Origin of the sequence: Shewanella sp. SP2S2-4, assembly GCF_031932025.1 — a bacterium.
Lineage (GTDB): Bacteria > Pseudomonadota > Gammaproteobacteria > Enterobacterales > Shewanellaceae > Shewanella > Shewanella baltica.
This window is the reverse complement of sequence record NZ_JAUOER010000020.1, coordinates 1-18276: the sequence shown is the minus strand read 5'-3', so window position 1 is coordinate 18276 and position 18276 is coordinate 1. Positions and strand designations below refer to the sequence as shown.

Genomic DNA, 18276 nt, shown 5'->3' with positions numbered 1-18276 from the left:
GCGTTATCTAGTCGATTGATTTGTAAAGATTAGTCAGTAGTTAGTTGGATGCCGCACAAACTTGCAGAGGAAGTTACTGCTCGTTTGTGCGGCCTATTATGGCGTGATTTTAATTCAATGCAGCATTAGCAGGCACTTAACTATTGGACTCTGTATTAATTTTAGGATCAGCCACTTGCGCTGTTTCTTCCGCTTGCGCGGCGTTTTTCTCCGAGTCTTGCAACAGCTCATAAATCACATGATCCACAAAACCGGCACCGGCGGCTTCGTACAGGTTGTAAACACTGTGTACGCCCGATTCTCGAAGTGCCGCGGCATCGTCACTGTACTGTACAATCGCACTGATCTTGCCTTGATAATTCAGTTTTTTGAGTTGCTCAACCGCAAACATATTTCCCGCGTGGTGCGGCATGGCCAGCAGCACTAATTCAAGATTAGGCGCTCTGTCGAGTTTCTCCCAAAAGTCGGTATCCGCGGCGTCACCTTGCACTACGTTGCGGCCCTTGGCTTTGTGTAAATCGACTAAGTCTTGCTTGTGCTCAATGCCGAGAATTTCGCCGTCAAATTGTTCCCTGAGTTCGTCGTAGGCGCCGCTACCAATGCGGCCCATACCTAAGATTAAGAAGCGTGGATTGCCAATGGCGATCGGTCTGTCTTCTGGATGCAATGGGCGTTTTTCAAGCTTGATTAAACGCTGCTGGAATCGTTGATAGATGTTACCTACGGTAGCGTTAAGCGGCGCGGCGAGTAAAAAACTAAAGCTTAATGCTACGGCGATGATCACTAGCCACTCGGGAGGTAACCAGCCTTTATAGGTGGCGACGGCGGCGACAATTAAACCGAATTCACTGAAGTTACCTAGGTTGAACGAGCCCAACATAGAGGTACGTGAACGCAGCTTAAAGCGGGTAAGAATGTAAACAAACAGCAGGATTTTAAGTGGTACTAGCAGCACTAACAGCGCCGCGAGTACGATATCCGATACTGTAGGTAAACCGTTGAGACCAATCGTTAAGAAGAAGGCCACGAGGAAGAGTTCTTTAAAATAGAACAGGGATTTTGCCAGCTCTGAGGACTTTTTGTGGCCCGCCAACAAGATACCTATGATCAGTGCGCCGAGATCGGGTTTCAGGCCAACAGATTCAAATAACCAAGCGCCAACCACAAGTGCCATCACTAGACCAAATAGGACTAACAGTTCACCGTGGCCGACACGGTCGAAGGCTTTATAAATGAGCGGCTTAGCCAGTGGCAGTAAGAGTAATGCGAAGGCCCATACCGAAGGTACATCGCCCTTAGAAATTGTTAAAAACAGTACGGCGAAGATATCCTGCATAATCAAGATACCAATGGCAACCCGGCCGTAGAGGGATTGAACGTCGCCTTTATCTTCTAACACTTTGACCGCAAATACGGTACTGGAGAAGCTTAACGCGAAGGCGATTAACGTCAGTTGCTCAAGATTAAGACTCGTGAGTTGGCTTAAACCCAGTAAGCCGAAGAGTTTCAGAATCGGCACAAAAACGACAATTGAGAGAACTAAGTGCACACTCGAACCCGCCCACACTTCGGCCTTGAACAGGCTACGAATATCGAGTTTCAAACCAATAGCAAACAGCAGCAAAGTCACGCCTAGGCTGGCGAGTTCTTGCAGCAATGGCAGGCTTTCTTTATCTATCCCGAGGACGAATAGTACAAAGCCCGCCACTAAGTAGCCGATGAGCGGTGGCAGTCCTATACGGCTGACGAGCATGCCGCAGATGAGTGTGATAATGAGGATACCGGGTTCCATGATGCTCCAATCTAAAAAGTCCAAAATTATGAGTGATTGTATAAGAAATCTATGACACTGGAACAAAAAAGCGGACTTTTAATGAAAAAAGTCCGCTTTCTATTGGTGTTGCGGCAAATACACTTGCTGGTTAAAACCGGCGCGAGTTAAATCGCTTTAGTGGTCTAAGTCTAAATAGTGACTATTTCACCAGATGATCTAAATGGGCGGCAAAATCTTTAGGGCCCATAAAACCAGTCACACGTAAATCTTCCCTTTGCTCACCTTGTTCGTTAAACATCAACAACGTAGGTAAACCGAGCACATTGTATTTTTCGAGTAAGGCCACATCGACCTTGTCACTCTTAGTCACATCCGCTTGTAGCAGCACGATTTTATTCATGCGGGCTAACACGTCGGCATCCTTAAAGGTGATGGCTTCGAACTCTTTACAGGCAACACACCAATCGGCGTAGAGATCCAGCATCACAGGCTTACCTTGGGCGGCAGCGGCGGCGATTTCTTGATCAAGATCTTCAATGGATTTAATCCGTTTAAAGCCATGGGCTTCTTCGGTCGTCGCCGCGGTGCCTACGGGATTGTGATTAAAACCTAAGTGGCCCATCACAGCTTGGAATCCGTAGGAGAAACTCGCCAGTAGCGTCAGAGTTAATAGCACTGAACGGACAGTTTGTTTCCAGTTGAAGGGACTGAGTTTGTTCTGGTGCATCAAGTAGCCGGTGAAGCTCACGCCCCACAGTGACCAAAGCACATCGGATACCACGCCCGTCCAAATACGACCGAGCATTACGATAGACACAGCGATCAACAGGAAGCCGAAGACGGTCTTGATGATGTCCATCCAAGCGCCCGCTCTAGGTAATAATTTACCGCCAGAGGTGCCGATAATCAGTAGCGGTAAACCCATGCCCATACTCAGCACATACAGGGCTAGGAAGCCTTGGAGTAAGTCGCCGGTTTGCGCCACATAAACGAGTGCGCCGGACAGCGGCGCGGTAGTACAAGGTGATGCGACCAGACCTGAAATCACGCCCATCAAGAATACGCCAACTAAGTTGCCGCCTTTTTGATTGTTCGATACTGAGTTCATCTTCTCCTGCCAGCTCGATGGCAGTTTTAGATCGTACAGGCCAAACATAGATAAGCTGAGCACAAAGAACAGGATCGCCAGAACCACTAACACGGCAGGATGTTGCAATGCTGCTTGGTATTTTAGTCCCGCCGATGCAACCACTAAGCCTAAGATTGAATAAGTGATTGCCATGCCTTGAACGTAAGCCATGGACAAGGTAAAGGCTTTTGCAGTTGAGAGCTTTTGCCCTTGGCCGACAATAATGCCGGACAAAATTGGGTACATAGGGAATACGCAGGGCGTTAATGCCAGACCGACACCTAGACCAAAGAAGATCACTAAGGTCCAAATCAGGCTGTCGTTTGACAGCATTTGGCTCAGGGTATCTTGCTGGGTAATAGGTTGGGTATTGGCTTTATCGGCCGTGCTCGGCTCAATGCTGGCAGACTCAGTGCTGGCTGTTTCTGCTGCGGCGGTTGATTCACCCGCTTCGGCGCCTGCGATTAAGCCATCATTAGCGGCAATCGCTTTTAGCACCACGTCACGTTTGGTTGGTGGATAACATAACTTACCTTCGGCGCAGCCCATAAAAGTGACTGTCAGAGTGGCATTGTCATCGGCCTGTTTCAGCGCAACGGGAATATCCACATAGGTGTAATAGACTTCTTGTTCGCCAAAATACTCATCTTGATGGGGCTTACCCTTGGGCAGCGCCACTGTGCCTAGTTCGGCGCCATTAACACTGAATTTAAGCTTGTCGCGGTACATATAGTAACCGTCGGCAATCACCCAATTGAGTTTGACCTGATTACCTTCTTGCTTGAAATCGAAGGCAAAGGCTTGATCGACAGGCATCAATTCCGGTTCACTCTTCATGAAGTCGAATTTGTTACCGAAAACCCCTTCACTGTGCGCTAAGGGCGTGAGGAGCAATAAAGACGTGAAAATAAGGCTGAGTAGTTTTTTCATGGCTGAGTGTTGTCTTTTATCCAATCTAAGTAGGCTGGTAGCCCGTGAGTCACAGGCACGGCAATAATTTCGGGTACTTGATAAGGGTGAAGTCTAAGCACAAGTTGTTCTAACTCTGAATATCGACTTTGTAAACATTTAATCTGTAAGCTAAATTCTTGTTCTTCACAGATTTTCCCTTCCCAAGCATAAATTGAACGTATCGGGGCGGAGATATGAACACAAGCGGCAATACGCGACTCAACTAAAGCCCGAGCCAAGGTATTGGCTTGTACTTCATCGGGGCAGGTAGTGCTAACCATTAAATACTGATGCTGCATGGTATTAGGTATCGTCTCTTAAGAATCTTAAAGTTCGCTTAAGCCAACTGAGTTAGGCTACTTTACGTGTTTTAATGGTCTCATACATTAGCGCGTTAACAAAAGGGTGAGCTAAATATCAGTTGTTAAATCCGTTGCTTAATCAGAGGTTATTAGCCCCTTAGCCTGACTTGAATTAAGACCGGATAGTCCCCATTTAGTTTACACAGATAGTCAGATAAACCTGAGGTCGGTATGTTTTTCATTATATTTTTACTCTTTGTGCTGATCCCAGTAATAGAGCTGTCGGTGCTGATCCGTGTGGGTGAAGTGCTTGGCACTTGGACTACCATAGGTTTAGTGCTGTTTACCGCTGTGCTCGGGGTCTCTTTGGTTCGCAGCCAAGGTTTAAGCACCTTAATGCAAGTACAGCAAAAACTCGCTCGCGGTGAAGCGCCGGGGCAAGAAATCGTCGAAGGCATGATGTTAGCCATGGCGGGTATTTTACTGGTGATCCCCGGTTTTGTGACCGATGCCATTGGCCTGTTATTGCTGACGCCATTCACTCGTCGTCCCATTGCTGCCTTGCTGTTCAAGCGCATGCAGTTAAGGGTTGTGGCGGGATTACAGGGCGGAATGCACGGTGGCTTTCAAGCGGGCCAAAGTCCCTTTGGGCCTAAGCCGCAGGACCCATTTGGCCAAGCGCCGTTTGATCATAGCGTGAAGAAAGACGGTAATGTGTTTGAGGGTGACTTCGAACATAAAGTCGATCCGAGTGATGTCAAGCCGGCGAGCCATCAGCTGCCTGATAAAGATCAGAATAAAGAACAAGATAACGCGCAGGATAAAGATCCTAAGCCTTAGTCTGTTATGGTCTAGCTAATTTGATTTACGCGTTTATTCGTTTGAGCTTCTACCCAAACCTCGCTTCAATACCAGCGGCCTTCAGAATCCTCTGAGCTGCGCCGCTGGTGTACTTCTTCCACTCGTTATAAAAATTCCACTGAGTTGAGAAAGGCTTCTGCGGTGCGGCGGTTTTGGCCGTTGTCATCATAGCTGGCGGTTAAAATCAGCAGGTGATTATTGTAGGCATAGGCATGCTGCACTAAAGTGCCAAGATCTTTACCCATATCCATACTGATCTCATAACCCCGCTGCCCGCCGTGTTCAATATAACCGCGCGTCAATTTCAGCTCATCTGTTCCCTGCATCTCTTTAAACTTTTTCGCTAGCGTGTTGGTGTCATCGAAGGAAAGCTCGGTAATGTCTTCCTCGTCTATGGTTTCAAACTGGGAGCTGTAGGCGATAACGCTCAATACCAGCGGTTCTTGAGGTTGTTTTTGAGTGGTGATGGTTTCAACGCTGACCTGTCCCGAGTTTTTATGTAGCGCCTTGGGATTAGGTAACATGTGCACTTTCACGGGGACAGAAGTTAATACATGGGATTCGAGGGGTTTGACTGCATACCATTTTTGATACGCCATAAAAACGAGGCCGAGCAGCACCGCTAGCTTGATGAGCTTCATATAACTTCCTTATTTAATAATCACTTCCTTGAGCCTGTCGCTCGCCATCAAGTGTAAATGGCAAGTCAGATAAGCGCAACAGATCGCAATAGCTAGGGGTGGGACATGTATTAGAAATGACCAGCCAGCCACGAGTGACTGACCGGCCGCGCCGGGAAGCGTTTTTGGATCAATTGCGGAGCTATACGTTGAGTGTTATTTGTTAGGTGACTCACCTCCTATCGCTGTCGCTTTAATATTGAATACTAGGCTGTACATCACTGGCAGTACTATGAGTGTTAGCAGTGAAGCAAAACCGAGACCGAAAATAATCGTAATCGCCATTGAACCAAAAAAGGCGTCTGAGATCAGTGGGATCATCCCGAGCATAGTGGTTATCGCTGCCATCATTACGGGGCGCACACGGCTGACACAGGAGTCGACCAAGGCGAAATAAGCGGGTTTGCCTTCACTGAGTTCGAGGTTGATTTGATCGACCAAGACGATACCGTTTTTAATCACCATACCCGACAAACTCAGCAGGCCGAGTAGCGCCATAAAGCTGAAAGGGGCGTCGAATAACAAGAGTCCCGCAGACACCCCAATCAGGGCCAAGGGCACAGTAAACCAGATCACTAAGGGCTGACGCACTGAGTTGAACAAGAATACAGTGATCAAGAACATCGCCAGATAACCCATAGGAATCGAGCTGAATACTGCGGTTTGTGCTTCGCCTGCGGTTTCAAATTCACCGCCCCATTCCAAGTGATAACCTGCGGGCAAGCTGATCGCTTCGACCTTGTCTTTCACTTTACGCAGCACAGAGTCGGCGGTTTCATCAGTGCCAAGCTTAGGATCGGCCATCACAGCGAGCATACGCATGCGATCGCGGCGCATCACCAGCGGATTTTCCCACTCAGTATTGAAGTTACTCACCACTTGGGTGGCTGGTACAAAGGTATTGTGTTCGCTACTCCAAATTTGCAGCTTCCATAGGCTGTCGGCTTGCAAACGTTCTTCGGCGGGCGCTCTGGCGACGATCGGCAGCAAGTGGCTGGTTTCTCTATATAAACCAATTTGCTTACCGCTAAAGTTAACCAATAGGGCATTGTCGAGATCTTGCTTACTGATCCCCGTTTCCCGCGCTTGGGCATTTTCCAGCTGTGGACGGATCAAGGGCACTTGATTACGCCAGTTGTGACGTATGCCATCCATGCTCGGTTCTGCGTGGAAAATGGCTTCGGCTTGGTCGCCTAAAGCGCGCAGCACTTCAGGATTATCGCCATAGAAGCGCGCCTCAATTTTGGCGGCGGGCGAAGGGCCGTTCTCCATGTTTTTCAAGCGATATTGCGCCTGTGGGAAACGTTGATTTAACAAGGTTTCTAACTCTGGCATATAGGCTTTAACGGCGGCGAGATCCTGCATTTCGACTATCAACTGGGCAAAGGCGGGATAGCCTTTTTCTGGTTGATAGGGCAGGACGAAACGCTGCGAACCTTGACCAATAACGGTTGTTAAGTGTTTTAGCCCTACGTCTTTTTGCTCGTTCAGCGAGAGCATTAACTTTTCGATATCAGCGGTAAAGCGTTCGGTCGCTTTAATATCTGTCCCTTCTGGCATCCAGATATCCACAAAGAAAATCGGCGTGTTAGAGGCAGGGAAGAACACATTCTTGATATGACCAAAGCCCACCACAGCGCTGAACAGCATGGCTATAACCAGCAGAATACTCACCAGCCTAAAGCGCAGCGCTAGGGTTAAACTTGCGCGATATAAGCTGAAGAACCAGCCCTTGTAAGGGTCTTGGGCTTCTTCGTCGCTCGGCGCATCTTTAAATAACAGATGGCAGAAGAACGGCGTTAAGGTGATGGCGGTGATCCAGCTGATAAACAGCGAAATCATCAACACTTGGAATAAAGAGCGGCAGAACTCACCTGCGGCATTTTGCGATAAGCCAATGGGCGCAAAGGCAATAATGGCAATGACAGTCGCGCCCAATAGCGGCCACTGGGTTTGAGCCACAATTTGCTTGGCCGCTTCGAGACGGGTTTTACCACGGCGCAGACCAATCAAAATACCTTCGGTGACCACAATCGCATTATCGACCAACATGCCGAGGGCGATAATGAGTGCTCCGAGGGAGATGAGTTGCAGCTCAATCCCCAGCACTTTCATCACGATAAAGGTACCTAGAATCGTCAGCAGTAAGATCAGGCCCATCAACATACCCGAGCGCAGCCCCATAAACAGTAGGAGCACGGCGATCACGATTGCAATCGATTCTAATAAGTTGATTAAGAAGCCGTTAACTGTCTCATCGACCGCCTGACTCTGGTTGTAAACCGTCGCTAAATTCATGCCGATTGGGCGTTGGGATTCAAGCTCGGCTAAACGGTCACTGACCTTTTGTCCAACTTCAACCACGTTCACGCCACTAGAGAAAGAAATCCCCAGTGATAACGCCGCTTCGCCCTTGTTGTGGTAAAGCACATTTGGGGTTTCGTCGTAATCCTTTTCGATATTGGCAATGTCGCCAAGGTAAATCAGCTCAGTGCTACCCGGTGGGCTGACAATCAAGCGCGCCAGATCCTGCACATTGCTAAATTCGCCCGTGGGATGAATGCGGATACGGTTATCACCAATCACTAAACTGCCCGCGTTGGAGACCACGTTTTGATTGTTCACTAAACCATAGATATAGCTTTGATCTAATCCCAGTGCCGATAGTTTTTGCTGGGAGATTTCAATCACGACTTGCTCGGTGACGCTGCCTGCAACTGAAACTTTTTTCACCCCGGGCACGAGCACGAGTTCACGGCGCAGATAGTCGGCGTAATTGCTTAACTCGCGGTTGCTGTAATCAGGCCCAGAGAGATTAAATAAAATGCCATACACATCGCCAAAGTCGTCCATCACCTGCGGCGCAGTGGTGCCCGGAGGCAAGTTGCCCGCCGTGTCGTTGACCTTACGACGCACTTCATCCCAGACCTGTGGCAGGGTGGTTTTGTCGTAGCTTTCTTTAATCTCGATTTGGATTTGTGACAGGCCCGCACTGTTAATCGAGGTCACATGCTTAATGGCATCGAGTTGCTGGAGGGCATCTTCGAGCGGCAGTGTGACTTCTTCTTCAACTTGTTCAGGTGATGCGCCGGGGTAAGCCGTGATCACTAAAGCTTCTTTAATGGTAAATTCGGGGAATTCTAATTGCCCCAAACCGGTAAAACTCACGCCGCCACCCACGAGTAGCAGCAACACAAACATCCAACTGATGACTTTGTGGCGTATCGAATACTCTGCAATGTTCATCAATTACACTCCACGCTGCCAGCGTAGTGGTTTGACTTTCATGCCTGCGGATAATTGAGACACCCCAGCGCTGACGATAAGATCGCCCTTGTTGATACCCGTTAAAATCTCAACACCTTGGTTACTTACGCGTCCTAGCGTCACCATAGTGGGTTTGACTTCACCCGATTGGGTTTGATAAACCCATACTTGCACTTGGCCATCTTGATCGCGTTTATCGATGGCAGTCACGGGCACTATGCTGGATGCAAGGGCGCTTGGATCTTTAACTAAGGCTAAGGTTAACTCGGCGCTCATCCCCGGAAGTAATTGAATATCTTGAGGTTGAGGCAATGAAAACACTACTTCATAGGCTTGAGTACCTGGGGTGACTTGGGTGGAGTATTCTTTAAATTTTGCGTCGAAACTCTGCTCGGGAAAGGCGCTAAAACGCACTTTAGCTGCAAAGTGAGCTTGATCGGTATATTGCTTCAGCCCCGCTGCCATCGCCTCGGGCACTTGAATGCTCACATCGAGCAAGTTGTTGTTTTGCAGTGTTAACACCCCTTGATTAGCCTGCACTATTTGGTGGTTATCCACTAAACGTTTAGCAATCGTGCCGCTAAAGGGCGCGGTTAAGCGGGTGTAACTCAGTTGATCGCGCGCTGCTGCAAGGGCAGCTTTCGCTGATTTGAGCTGCGCTTGCGTGCTATCAAACTCAGATTGTGAAATCAGTTTACGATTGAGCAGCTCGACCTTACGTTTAAAGTCGGCGGCTAACAGTTCGTGTTCGGCCTCTCGGGTCATTAAGTTATTTTTGGCATCCCTGTCGTCAAGCTGGGCGAGCAGGCTACCTTGAGCGACTCTTTGGCCCTCGACTAATGTCAGTTCGGTTAATTGCCCTGAAATACGGAACGACAATTCGGCGCGGCTATTGGCGGCAACGCGGGCTGGAAAGGTTCTAAAATCTCCAGCTTCTACGTTAAGCACTTCAAACAGTTTAACCGGACGTACAGTGTCCACTTGTACTGAACTTTCCGCAGGCGAACAACCACTGAGCAGGGCTGGAAGCAGCATTGCCAGTGGCAAGAGTCGATATGATTTCATGGTGGCGATTTCCTAGTTAACAAGTTGTCAGCATTTCTGGGCGCGAAGATACCAGCTAAAGTAGTTGCAATAAACGGGATACTTTGGGATTATCAGTCCCACATAATGAGATTGAACTTAAGGTCAAAATGAAGACAGAGGACTTAGCGTTATTCCACCGAATTGCTGAAACCGGTAGTTTGATTGAAGCGGCTGATTTACTTAACTTGCCAAAATCGACTGTCAGTCGGCGTTTGCAAGCCTTGGAAGATGAGCTGAATATTAAATTGTTCCACCGCCAGAGCCGCTCCATGACGCTCACGTCTGCAGGTAGCCATTTTTACCAGCGCTCGCAAAACATTCTGGCCCAGCTCGATGAAACCCTATTTGAAATGACCAATGATGATGCTGAGATCAGCGGGCATCTGCGCATTCAAATGTTCCCGATCCACAGCATGAAAATCTTGATGCAAGCCATTTTCCGCTTTATGGATATGCACCCTAAACTCACCTTAGAAGTCATCAGCAGCTCAGAATCCGTTGATATGGTGAAACATAATCTCGATGTGGCCTTTGTGGTTGAGCCTGCGTTGGATACCTTAGATTTAGTAGTGCGGCCAATTTTTACCACTGACTTACGTTTTTACGCCAGTCCGCAATATTTAGCAGTACACGGCACACCTAAAACACCGAAAGAGATTGAAGCGCATAATGTGTCTATGTTCCGGTTATCGAACGGCAAAATTTTTAATGAGTTATTTATCGGTTCAGAGCAAGAGGTGAGAGTCAGAGGCAATTTCTGCTCTAACAGTATTGAAGTGGCGGTTGAGTTTGGATTGCAAGGACGCGGTATAGTGTATGCGCCTGCTGAGGTCGTGGATGAATATGTGCAAACCGGTGAGTTGGTGACTCTGTTACCTGAAATCCAGCCCCACCAAGGCGAGTGCTTCTTAGCTTATCCATCAAGACGTTATGTGAGTTTAGCTAGCCGACGCTTTATCGACTACATAATGCAAGAGTTAGTGCCAAATGGCGTGCCGACTAACATGAGCGAGCAAGGTACACGTCGCTCCTGCAAAGCCTCTTCAGAAGCGTTTTCAGATGATGTTTTGCCACTTTCTAGGCAAAAAATCGAACTCGTTTCCCTTTAGCTCATGGCGTTGGCGGTCGTGACTTTTGTCGGTTCACAGATCCGCTGCGCCAGCCAGTAACAGGCAATCCCCATCAAAATATTGGTCACAGGTAGCGCGAGCAGCAGACCTTTAACGTCACCTATGTACGATCCCAAGGCCGCCAACGGCAGCATAAGTAGCACTAAGCGGCACAGGTTGATCACCAGTGAACTCATAGGTCTGTGGTAAGCATTGAGCGACGTTGCGACAATAATCACTATGCCCAAAGGGCCGTAGGCGCAGGGCAGCACTAAGATATAAAAACTCAACCACTCGATCACTAGCGGATCGGTACTGAATAAGTGCGCGATAGGCTCAGCTAAAAAGATCAGCGGGATATAGAGTAAGGTTTGGAAAACAAAAATAAATTTTATCGATAATAGCAGGGCTTCTTTCGCTCTTTGTGGCTGTCCTGCCCCTAAGTTTTGCGCGATAAAGGGCATTAGGCTCGACGATAGTGCCATCACGACTATTAACAGCACTGACTCTAAGCGAGTTCCAGCCCCAAAGGCTGCCACTGCGCTGTGGTCGATATGCGCCAACATCGCCATGATAACGGCATTGGCTAATGGATTGATTAAATTCATCAAGGCGGCGGGTTGGGCGATATGGGCTAATTTAGTCCAGTTGGCGCGCATTCTGTCGATGTCAAAGGCCGCCCATTCGAGCATCTTGCGCCTAACAATCAACAAATAGCCCGACAAAGATAAGGCAATCAACCAAGCGAACAGAGTTGCAATTGCGGCGCCTTGGATTTCTAAGCGCGGAAACGGCCCAATACCAAAAATCAACAAAGGATCGAGGATAAGATTGATGATTGCCGCCAGCGCCATGATCATCGCCGGCGAGCGGGTGTCGCCAGTGGAACGTAAACCTTGATTGCCTACCATCAACAATACCAGCAGCGGTGCGCTGACATACCAGTAAATCATATAGTCGTGGATCAGCGGCAAGCTGTCATCGTTTGCCCCAAGTAAGCGAAACAGCGGCGCGATAAAAATGCTACCCAGTGCGGCTAAACTGGCAATCAAACCAAAGGTGAGTAATAAGGCATCATGCAAGAACACTTTGGCCTTGTGGGCATTACCCGAACCGATAAGTCGGCCTAAATTAGTCGAGACACCAGCGCCAATACCAATGGCGATACTCGAGATCACTAAGGTCACTGGAAAGGTAAAACTAATGGCGGCTAAGGCTTCGGTGCCCAATTGGCTGATAAAAAAAGTGTCAGCGAGGCTGAAACCTAGAATGGTCATAATGCCAATTAAGTTGGGGAGGCTCATGTTGAGCAGTACACGACCAATTGGCGCGGTGAGCAGCCCGTGTCTGTCTTTCATGGAAAAATAGTGCCTTGTTAGCGAGCGGAGGCGAGATTCTAGCAGGATTGTGCGGACTTGAAAAAACCGACATCAAAAAATTGAAGTTTTTTTTATAAATGCCCTTGGATCTCGACACTATCAGCCCCATATCTCAGACAGCAAAAGAGCAGACTCAGGTGTCTGTTTTTTTAATCACAAATAGGCTCGATTGTAGGGCATCAAATCATTAGGAGAGTTCATAGATGAATATTCGTCCATTACATGACCGCGTAATCGTTAAGCGTCTAGAAGTTGAATCTACATCAGCGGGTGGCATAGTACTGACCGGTAGCGCCGCTGAAAAATCAACTCGCGGTGAAATCCTTGCTGTGGGCAATGGCCGTATTTTAGAAAATGGCACAGTTAAGCCACTGGATGTCAAAGTGGGTGACGTGGTGATCTTCAACGAAGGTTACGGCGTTAAGAAAGAAAAAATCGACGGTCAAGAAGTCTTGATCCTGTCAGAAGCTGACCTGATGGCAGTAGTGGGTTAATCCTCAGCATCAATTCGACATTCCAATTAATCATTAAAAATTTAAAGGATAATCAAGATGGCAGCTAAAGAAGTTGTATTTGGTAATGACGCTCGCGTAAGAATGCTGGCTGGCGTAAATATTCTAGCGAACGCAGTAAAAGTGACCTTAGGCCCTAAAGGCCGTAACGTGGTATTAGACAAGAGCTTTGGCTCACCACTGATCACTAAAGACGGTGTGTCTGTTGCCAAAGAAATCGAGTTAGAAGACAAATTCGAAAACATGGGCGCGCAAATGGTGAAAGAAGTTGCTTCTAAAGCCAACGACGCCGCCGGTGATGGTACTACTACTGCAACTGTACTGGCTCAAGCCATTGTTGTTGAAGGCTTAAAAGCCGTTGCAGCCGGTATGAACCCAATGGATCTGAAGCGCGGTATCGACAAAGCTGTTATCGCTGCAGTTGCTGAATTAAAAGCCTTATCACAACCTTGTGCAGATTCAAAAGCGATTGCACAAGTTGCGACTATCTCTGCAAACTCTGACGAATCTATCGGCGAAATCATCGCAACTGCGATGGAAAAAGTCGGCAAAGAAGGCGTGATCACAGTTGAAGAAGGCCAAGCGTTAGAAAACGAATTGGACGTAGTAGAAGGTATGCAGTTTGACCGTGGCTACCTATCTCCATACTTCATCAACAAGCCAGAAACTGGCAGCGTTGAATTAGATCACCCATTCGTACTGTTAGTAGACAAGAAAATCTCTAACATTCGCGAACTGTTACCTATCCTTGAAGGTCTGGCAAAAACCGGTAAGCCATTGCTTATCGTTGCTGAAGACGTTGAAGGCGAAGCATTAGCAACGCTAGTTGTTAACAATATGCGCGGTATCGTGAAAGTGGCTGCGGTTAAAGCACCTGGCTTTGGCGATCGTCGTAAGGCAATGCTGCAAGACGTAGCAATCCTGACTGGCGGTACTGTTATTGCTGAAGAAATCGGCCTAGAGCTTGAAAAAGCAACCCTGGAAGATTTAGGTACAGCTAAGCGTGTTGTGATCACTAAAGACAACACCACCATCATCGATGGTAACGGTGAGCAAACACAAATTGCTGCTCGTGTAAGCCAAATCAAACAACAAGTTGAAGAATCAACTTCTGACTACGACAAAGAAAAACTGCAAGAGCGTATGGCTAAACTAGCTGGCGGCGTAGCAGTGATTAAAGTTGGCGCAGCGACTGAAGTTGAAATGAAAGAGAAAAAAGCCCGCGTTGAAGATGCTCTGCATGCAACTCGCGCTGCGGTAGAAGAAGGCGTGGTTCCTGGCGGCGGTGTTGCTCTGGTTCGCGTAGCTTCTAAGATCGCTGAAGTAGAAGTATTAAACGAAGACCAAAAACACGGTGTGGTTATCGCACTGCGTGCAATGGAAGCGCCACTGCGTCAAATCGCCACGAATGCGGGTGAAGAAGCGTCAGTTGTTGCTAACACAGTGAAGAACGGCAGCGGTAACTATGGTTACAACGCCGGCAACGACACTTACGGTGACATGTTAGAAATGGGTATCCTTGACCCAACTAAAGTGACCCGTTGTGCATTGCAATTTGCTGCGTCTATCGCAGGTCTGATGATCACTACAGAAGCTATGGTTGCTGAAATTCCACAAAACTCTGCGCCAGATATGGGCGGTATGGGTGGCATGGGCGGAATGGGCGGCATGATGTAATTTTTGCTGGTCTAAAACGTTGATTACGGCGTTGCTGCTCGCTCACATACACACAACGTATGCTACGCTCACAGCGCCTTGTACTGAACGTTTTATCCTGCGCAAAAATATCTGCGGTCTTTAGCTTAATCGCTTAAACCTAAATTCTTGTAAGAGAAAAATGAAAACCCCGATACTGGTAACAGTATCGGGGTTTTGTTTTTGGTCTGGCAACTTGGGGAAGTATTGGGTGTACTTACCTACACTTTTTGAGATTTAAGCACTGAAATGACTATTAAAGTGTAACATTGTACACTTTCTAATGACTTGTCATTTTCAACAATCCAAAAGTGTAGTTCTGTACACTTTTATATTGAATGGGGCTGGTTTTAGGGCTAAGGTGTATGAAGTTACACTTTTGGAGATGATGATGGCATCACCGCTAAATCAACAATCCCTCGGCTTGTTAATTAAAGAGCGAAGGAAAAGTGCTGCTCTTACTCAAGACGTGGCAGCCATGCTGTGCGGCGTAACCAAAAAAACGCTGATCCGAGTTGAAAAAGGTGAAGATGTTTATATCTCAACCGTATTCAAAATCCTTGATGGTCTGGGGATTGATATCGTTTCGGCTCAAACCAGCGCCACCGAAACTAACGGCTGGTATTAACCTATGAGTACTTCCAAAAAGCTCACGTTAGAGATGCACCTCGGTGATTTAATTATCGGGGAGTTATCCTTTGATGCGACGACCGACACCTTTGCCGTACATTACACCAAGCACTGGCAGCAAAGCGGATTTCCACTATCCCCAACAATTCCCTTAGATGGCACAGGAAGTAGCAGTCAGATATCGATGTTTTTGGTTAACTTATTGCCAGAAAACAAAGGATTAGATTATCTAATTGAATCGCTTGGCGTCTCCAAGGGAAATACCTTTGCCTTGATCCGCGCCATTGGTCTTGATACCGCAGGTGCTGTTGCTTTTGTTCCTAAAGGGACTGTGCTGCCTGAAACACAATTACGGCCAATTAAGGCTGAAGAAGTTATTCAGCGAATTGAAGATCCCACAATGTGGCCGATGGAAATTTGGGACGGCAAACCTCGACTGTCGGTTGCGGGTGTGCAACCTAAATTAAACCTGTTTTATAACGGTGAAGAATTTGCATTTGCCGAAGGCGCACTGTCATCTACCCATATTGTTAAATTCGAAAAATATCGCCATTTAGTGCTCAATGAATTTATGACGATGCGCTTAGCTAAGGCGATTGGAATGAATGTGGCGAATGTTGATATCGTTCATTTTGGCCATTACAAAGTACTCTGTGTCGAACGCTTTGACCGACGTTATATACCAAATGAGCAAAGGGTATTAAGAAGGCATATTGTCGATAGCTGCCAAGCCCTTGGTTTTAGTGTTAGCAAAAAATATGAACGTAATTTTGGTTCAGGGCGTGATGTTAAAGATATTCGTGAAGGGGTAAGTTTTAACAGGCTCTTTAGTCTCGCAGCAAAATGCCGTAATCCAGTGGCCGCTAAGCAGGATATGTTGCAGTGGGCGCTATTCAATTTACTGACCGGCAATGCCGATGCACACGGTAAAAACTACTCATTTTTTATGACGCCAAGCGGAATGGAGCCAACCCCTTGGTACGATTTGGTCAGCGTGGCTATGTATGAGGATTTTGAACAACAGCTTGCGATGGCAATTGATGACGAATTTGATCCAAATAGCATTTACGCGTATCAATTGGCTGCATTTATTGATGGCTTAGGTTTACCAAGAAATTTATTAATCAGTAACTTAACGACAATAGCGCGAAGAATACCGCAGGCAATAGATGGTGTGATTTCAATGCTCCCGCCCCTTGATGAAGATGAAGCATCATTTGTGGCTCATTACAAAGCGCAGTTGCTGGCGAGATGTGATCGTTACTTTAGTTTTGCCGCCGATGTCAGGGATGTGGAAGTGTTGCTCTAGCTACAGCTACAGCTTATGACCCTGCGGTAATTTCGCAGGGGGGAGTGAAATACTATCCCTTGGCTTTATTTGTTAATCCATAGAGAGTTGGGTATATCCCATAATTCTTGATTGCTTTTAAAGGCAAAATTAAAGTCGTGGGGCTTCACCCCACACTTGATCTAGGAGGACTGCTCATCCTATCCTCCTTGCTATTGTTTTCACAAGCAGCCAAGACGTCCCTAGCGAAGTTACATGCATTGACTCTCTATTTATAAAGCAGGGCTTCGTGCTTATTCGAAAATCGCTAACGCTTCCGATGGGGCGTCCCTTCCCCCCGAAAGCTACGCAGACGTCCTGTCTGCGCCACACGCCATTCTTTCAATAAAGAGTCTTCAACGCCACGCGGCAACTTCGCAGGGGAGGGTGAACTTCTGTAGTCTCGGTGTCTGTTGTTAGATACAAAAGAGTTATGCCTGCCCCATCTTTGGCCGCTACAACTTTTATAAAATTTAACAATGTGTGGCTCGTTAAATTACTGAGGGGAGGGGGAACTTCTATGATTCTGGTATCGGCTGTTAATCCCAAAAGAGTTATGCCTGTCTCATCTTTGCAGTAGGAAAGCGTACCCGTTAACGGGTACGCACTTATATTAAGCTAAACCACAGAATACGGCTAAATCTTCACCTTTTTTGGTCATTCTTAATTCGTCATTACCCGTCATAGTTATATAGTTTTGTTCAACTAATTTACGAATGGCGATATTTATAGATAATTGATTATTCTCACTGCTCACGTACTCTTTTAAACGTTCACTTCTTAGTGAACCGTTTGAAACTAATGCCATAAAAATATCACTCTGAAGTTTATTTGGTAAATGGAAATCTAAACTTTTTGTTTGTTTTTCATCTGACTTTTCACCAGATAAACGTAGTAATGAGATTTCGCTATCATTGAAAACTTTTAATTTACTATTTAAATCTGCGTTTTCACGCTTCATTTCATTACATACTTCAGTTATTTCACTCAGTTCTTTAGTGCTAGTAGAGTGTTTTTCGTTCAACTCATTTAGTTTTCCAGTTAATTCGTGATTCTTTTCTTTTAAAACAGTTGCATGTGCAGTTAATGATTCATTTTGAATTTTACTATCTTCGATCATTTTATCTTTAATACTAATTAAATCGAGAAAGTGCTTCTCTTGTTCAAAAGATACTCTTTTAATCTTTGCGGACTCATCCACACTAAGTAATAACGTCTTTTCAATTTCATTTCTGGCATCTCTTAATTTATTTTGACTTTTCAACCAGTATTTATACATAAACTCAGATGGTATAGGGTACAAAATAATAAATGCTACAGCAGAGATTAAAGGAAAAGCCAGTCCATTTGATAACAAATAACCTAACGGATCCCAACCCGATATTTTAATAACAGAATTACTCGTAATTATGTCTAATTCACTGTATTTGTCATATGGCTTCATAGAAGAAAATAGGACAATTAAAAATTTATAGTTCCATAAACACCAAGATATTATAAAGCCACTAGATAGTGGACTAGAAATTCTGTCATACAAAGTTGCTTTTATTGAATTTGAAAATTGTTCAATCATT

The 18276-nt window shown here is 46.5% G+C and carries 14 protein-coding genes; 6 read left to right on the top strand and 8 right to left on the bottom strand.

From position 1 onward, the window contains the following. Positions 1–136: 136 nt before the first annotated feature. From Q4Q54_RS15320 to cutA, 3 genes are all read right to left on the bottom strand, one after another. Entirely contained in the window at positions 137–1792 is a 1656-nt protein-coding gene (locus Q4Q54_RS15320) for a cation:proton antiporter family protein (RefSeq protein ID WP_311988878.1), read from the bottom strand. A 181-nt stretch (positions 1793–1973) separates the two neighbouring features. Beyond that, the gene (locus tag Q4Q54_RS15315) at positions 1974–3833 is read right to left on the bottom strand and encodes a protein-disulfide reductase DsbD (RefSeq protein ID WP_311988877.1); all 1860 of its coding nucleotides are present in this window, start codon (positions 3831–3833) and stop codon (positions 1974–1976) included. After that, positions 3830–4153, bottom strand: a complete 324-nt coding sequence (cutA, locus tag Q4Q54_RS15310) for a divalent-cation tolerance protein CutA (protein WP_012088202.1) — start codon at positions 4151–4153, stop codon at positions 3830–3832. Before cutA ends, Q4Q54_RS15315 begins: the two co-directional genes overlap by 4 nt. A gap of 234 nt (positions 4154–4387) precedes the next feature. Between cutA and Q4Q54_RS15305 the strand changes: the two genes are divergently transcribed. Then, positions 4388–4996 (top strand): FxsA family protein, encoded by a 609-nt coding sequence (locus Q4Q54_RS15305; RefSeq protein ID WP_261273719.1) that lies wholly within the window; start codon positions 4388–4390, stop codon positions 4994–4996. Positions 4997–5121: 125 nt separating this feature from the next. Here Q4Q54_RS15305 and Q4Q54_RS15300 read toward each other — a convergent pair whose 3' ends face one another. The 3 genes from Q4Q54_RS15300 to Q4Q54_RS15290 all read right to left on the bottom strand — a co-directional run bounded on the left by Q4Q54_RS15300 (position 5122) and on the right by Q4Q54_RS15290 (position 10029). Further along, positions 5122–5658 carry a hypothetical protein gene (locus Q4Q54_RS15300; protein ID WP_311988876.1) on the bottom strand — a complete coding sequence of 179 codons (537 nt, stop codon included), beginning with the start codon at positions 5656–5658 and terminating at the stop codon, positions 5122–5124. A 195-nt stretch (positions 5659–5853) separates the two neighbouring features. After that, positions 5854–8943, bottom strand: a complete 3090-nt coding sequence (locus tag Q4Q54_RS15295; RefSeq protein ID WP_311988875.1) for an efflux RND transporter permease subunit — start codon at positions 8941–8943, stop codon at positions 5854–5856. A gap of 3 nt (positions 8944–8946) precedes the next feature. Continuing rightward, a complete protein-coding gene (locus Q4Q54_RS15290; protein WP_311988874.1) occupies positions 8947–10029 on the bottom strand; it encodes an efflux RND transporter periplasmic adaptor subunit in 1083 nt (360 codons plus the stop codon). A 128-nt stretch (positions 10030–10157) separates the two neighbouring features. Here Q4Q54_RS15290 and Q4Q54_RS15285 point away from each other — a divergent pair, with 128 nt between their 5' ends. Next, entirely contained in the window at positions 10158–11159 is a 1002-nt protein-coding gene (locus Q4Q54_RS15285; RefSeq protein WP_311988873.1) for a LysR family transcriptional regulator, read from the top strand. Here Q4Q54_RS15285 and Q4Q54_RS15280 read toward each other — a convergent pair. Beyond that, entirely contained in the window at positions 11156–12517 is a 1362-nt protein-coding gene (locus tag Q4Q54_RS15280; protein ID WP_311988872.1) for an MATE family efflux transporter, read from the bottom strand. The genes Q4Q54_RS15285 and Q4Q54_RS15280 overlap by 4 nt on opposite strands. 224 nt (positions 12518–12741) lie before the next feature. Here Q4Q54_RS15280 and Q4Q54_RS15275 point away from each other — a divergent pair, with 224 nt between their 5' ends. From Q4Q54_RS15275 to Q4Q54_RS15260, 4 genes are all read left to right on the top strand, one after another. Beyond that, positions 12742–13032 carry a co-chaperone GroES gene (locus Q4Q54_RS15275; RefSeq protein ID WP_006086113.1) on the top strand — a complete coding sequence of 97 codons (291 nt, stop codon included), beginning with the start codon at positions 12742–12744 and terminating at the stop codon, positions 13030–13032. Between the two features lie 57 nt (positions 13033–13089). Further along, positions 13090–14727 carry a chaperonin GroEL gene (groL, locus tag Q4Q54_RS15270; RefSeq protein ID WP_259511555.1) on the top strand — a complete coding sequence of 546 codons (1638 nt, stop codon included), beginning with the start codon at positions 13090–13092 and terminating at the stop codon, positions 14725–14727. Between the two features lie 409 nt (positions 14728–15136). Then, a complete protein-coding gene (gene hipB, locus Q4Q54_RS15265; RefSeq protein ID WP_263200738.1) occupies positions 15137–15373 on the top strand; it encodes a type II toxin-antitoxin system antitoxin HipB in 237 nt (78 codons plus the stop codon). A 3-nt stretch (positions 15374–15376) separates the two neighbouring features. After that, positions 15377–16684, top strand: a complete 1308-nt coding sequence (locus tag Q4Q54_RS15260) for a HipA domain-containing protein (protein ID WP_311988871.1) — start codon at positions 15377–15379, stop codon at positions 16682–16684. Positions 16685–17315: 631 nt separating this feature from the next. Here the strand turns inward: Q4Q54_RS15260 and Q4Q54_RS15255 are convergent. After that, positions 17316–18276 (bottom strand): hypothetical protein (locus Q4Q54_RS15255; protein WP_311988870.1); only part of this gene is annotated, 961 nt, incomplete at its 5' end.

Excerpts from the sequence above, each read along its gene's own strand:
- Q4Q54_RS15300 (WP_311988876.1), bottom strand. The coding sequence starts at position 5,658 with ATGAAGCTCATCAAGCTAGCGGTGCTGCTCGGCCTCGTTTTTATGGCG.
- Q4Q54_RS15280 (WP_311988872.1), bottom strand. The coding sequence starts at position 12,517 with ATGAAAGACAGACACGGGCTGCTCACCGCGCCAATTGGTCGTGTACTG.
- cutA (WP_012088202.1), bottom strand. The coding sequence starts at position 4,153 with ATGCAGCATCAGTATTTAATGGTTAGCACTACCTGCCCCGATGAAGTA.
- groL (WP_259511555.1), top strand. The coding sequence starts at position 13,090 with ATGGCAGCTAAAGAAGTTGTATTTGGTAATGACGCTCGCGTAAGAATG.
- hipB (WP_263200738.1), top strand. The coding sequence starts at position 15,137 with ATGGCATCACCGCTAAATCAACAATCCCTCGGCTTGTTAATTAAAGAG.
- Q4Q54_RS15285 (WP_311988873.1), top strand. The coding sequence starts at position 10,158 with ATGAAGACAGAGGACTTAGCGTTATTCCACCGAATTGCTGAAACCGGT.
- Q4Q54_RS15295 (WP_311988875.1), bottom strand. The coding sequence starts at position 8,943 with ATGAACATTGCAGAGTATTCGATACGCCACAAAGTCATCAGTTGGATG.
- Q4Q54_RS15320 (WP_311988878.1), bottom strand. The coding sequence starts at position 1,792 with ATGGAACCCGGTATCCTCATTATCACACTCATCTGCGGCATGCTCGTC.
- Q4Q54_RS15260 (WP_311988871.1), top strand. The coding sequence starts at position 15,377 with ATGAGTACTTCCAAAAAGCTCACGTTAGAGATGCACCTCGGTGATTTA.
- Q4Q54_RS15275 (WP_006086113.1), top strand. The coding sequence starts at position 12,742 with ATGAATATTCGTCCATTACATGACCGCGTAATCGTTAAGCGTCTAGAA.
- Q4Q54_RS15305 (WP_261273719.1), top strand. The coding sequence starts at position 4,388 with ATGTTTTTCATTATATTTTTACTCTTTGTGCTGATCCCAGTAATAGAG.
- Q4Q54_RS15290 (WP_311988874.1), bottom strand. The coding sequence starts at position 10,029 with ATGAAATCATATCGACTCTTGCCACTGGCAATGCTGCTTCCAGCCCTG.
- Q4Q54_RS15315 (WP_311988877.1), bottom strand. The coding sequence starts at position 3,833 with ATGAAAAAACTACTCAGCCTTATTTTCACGTCTTTATTGCTCCTCACG.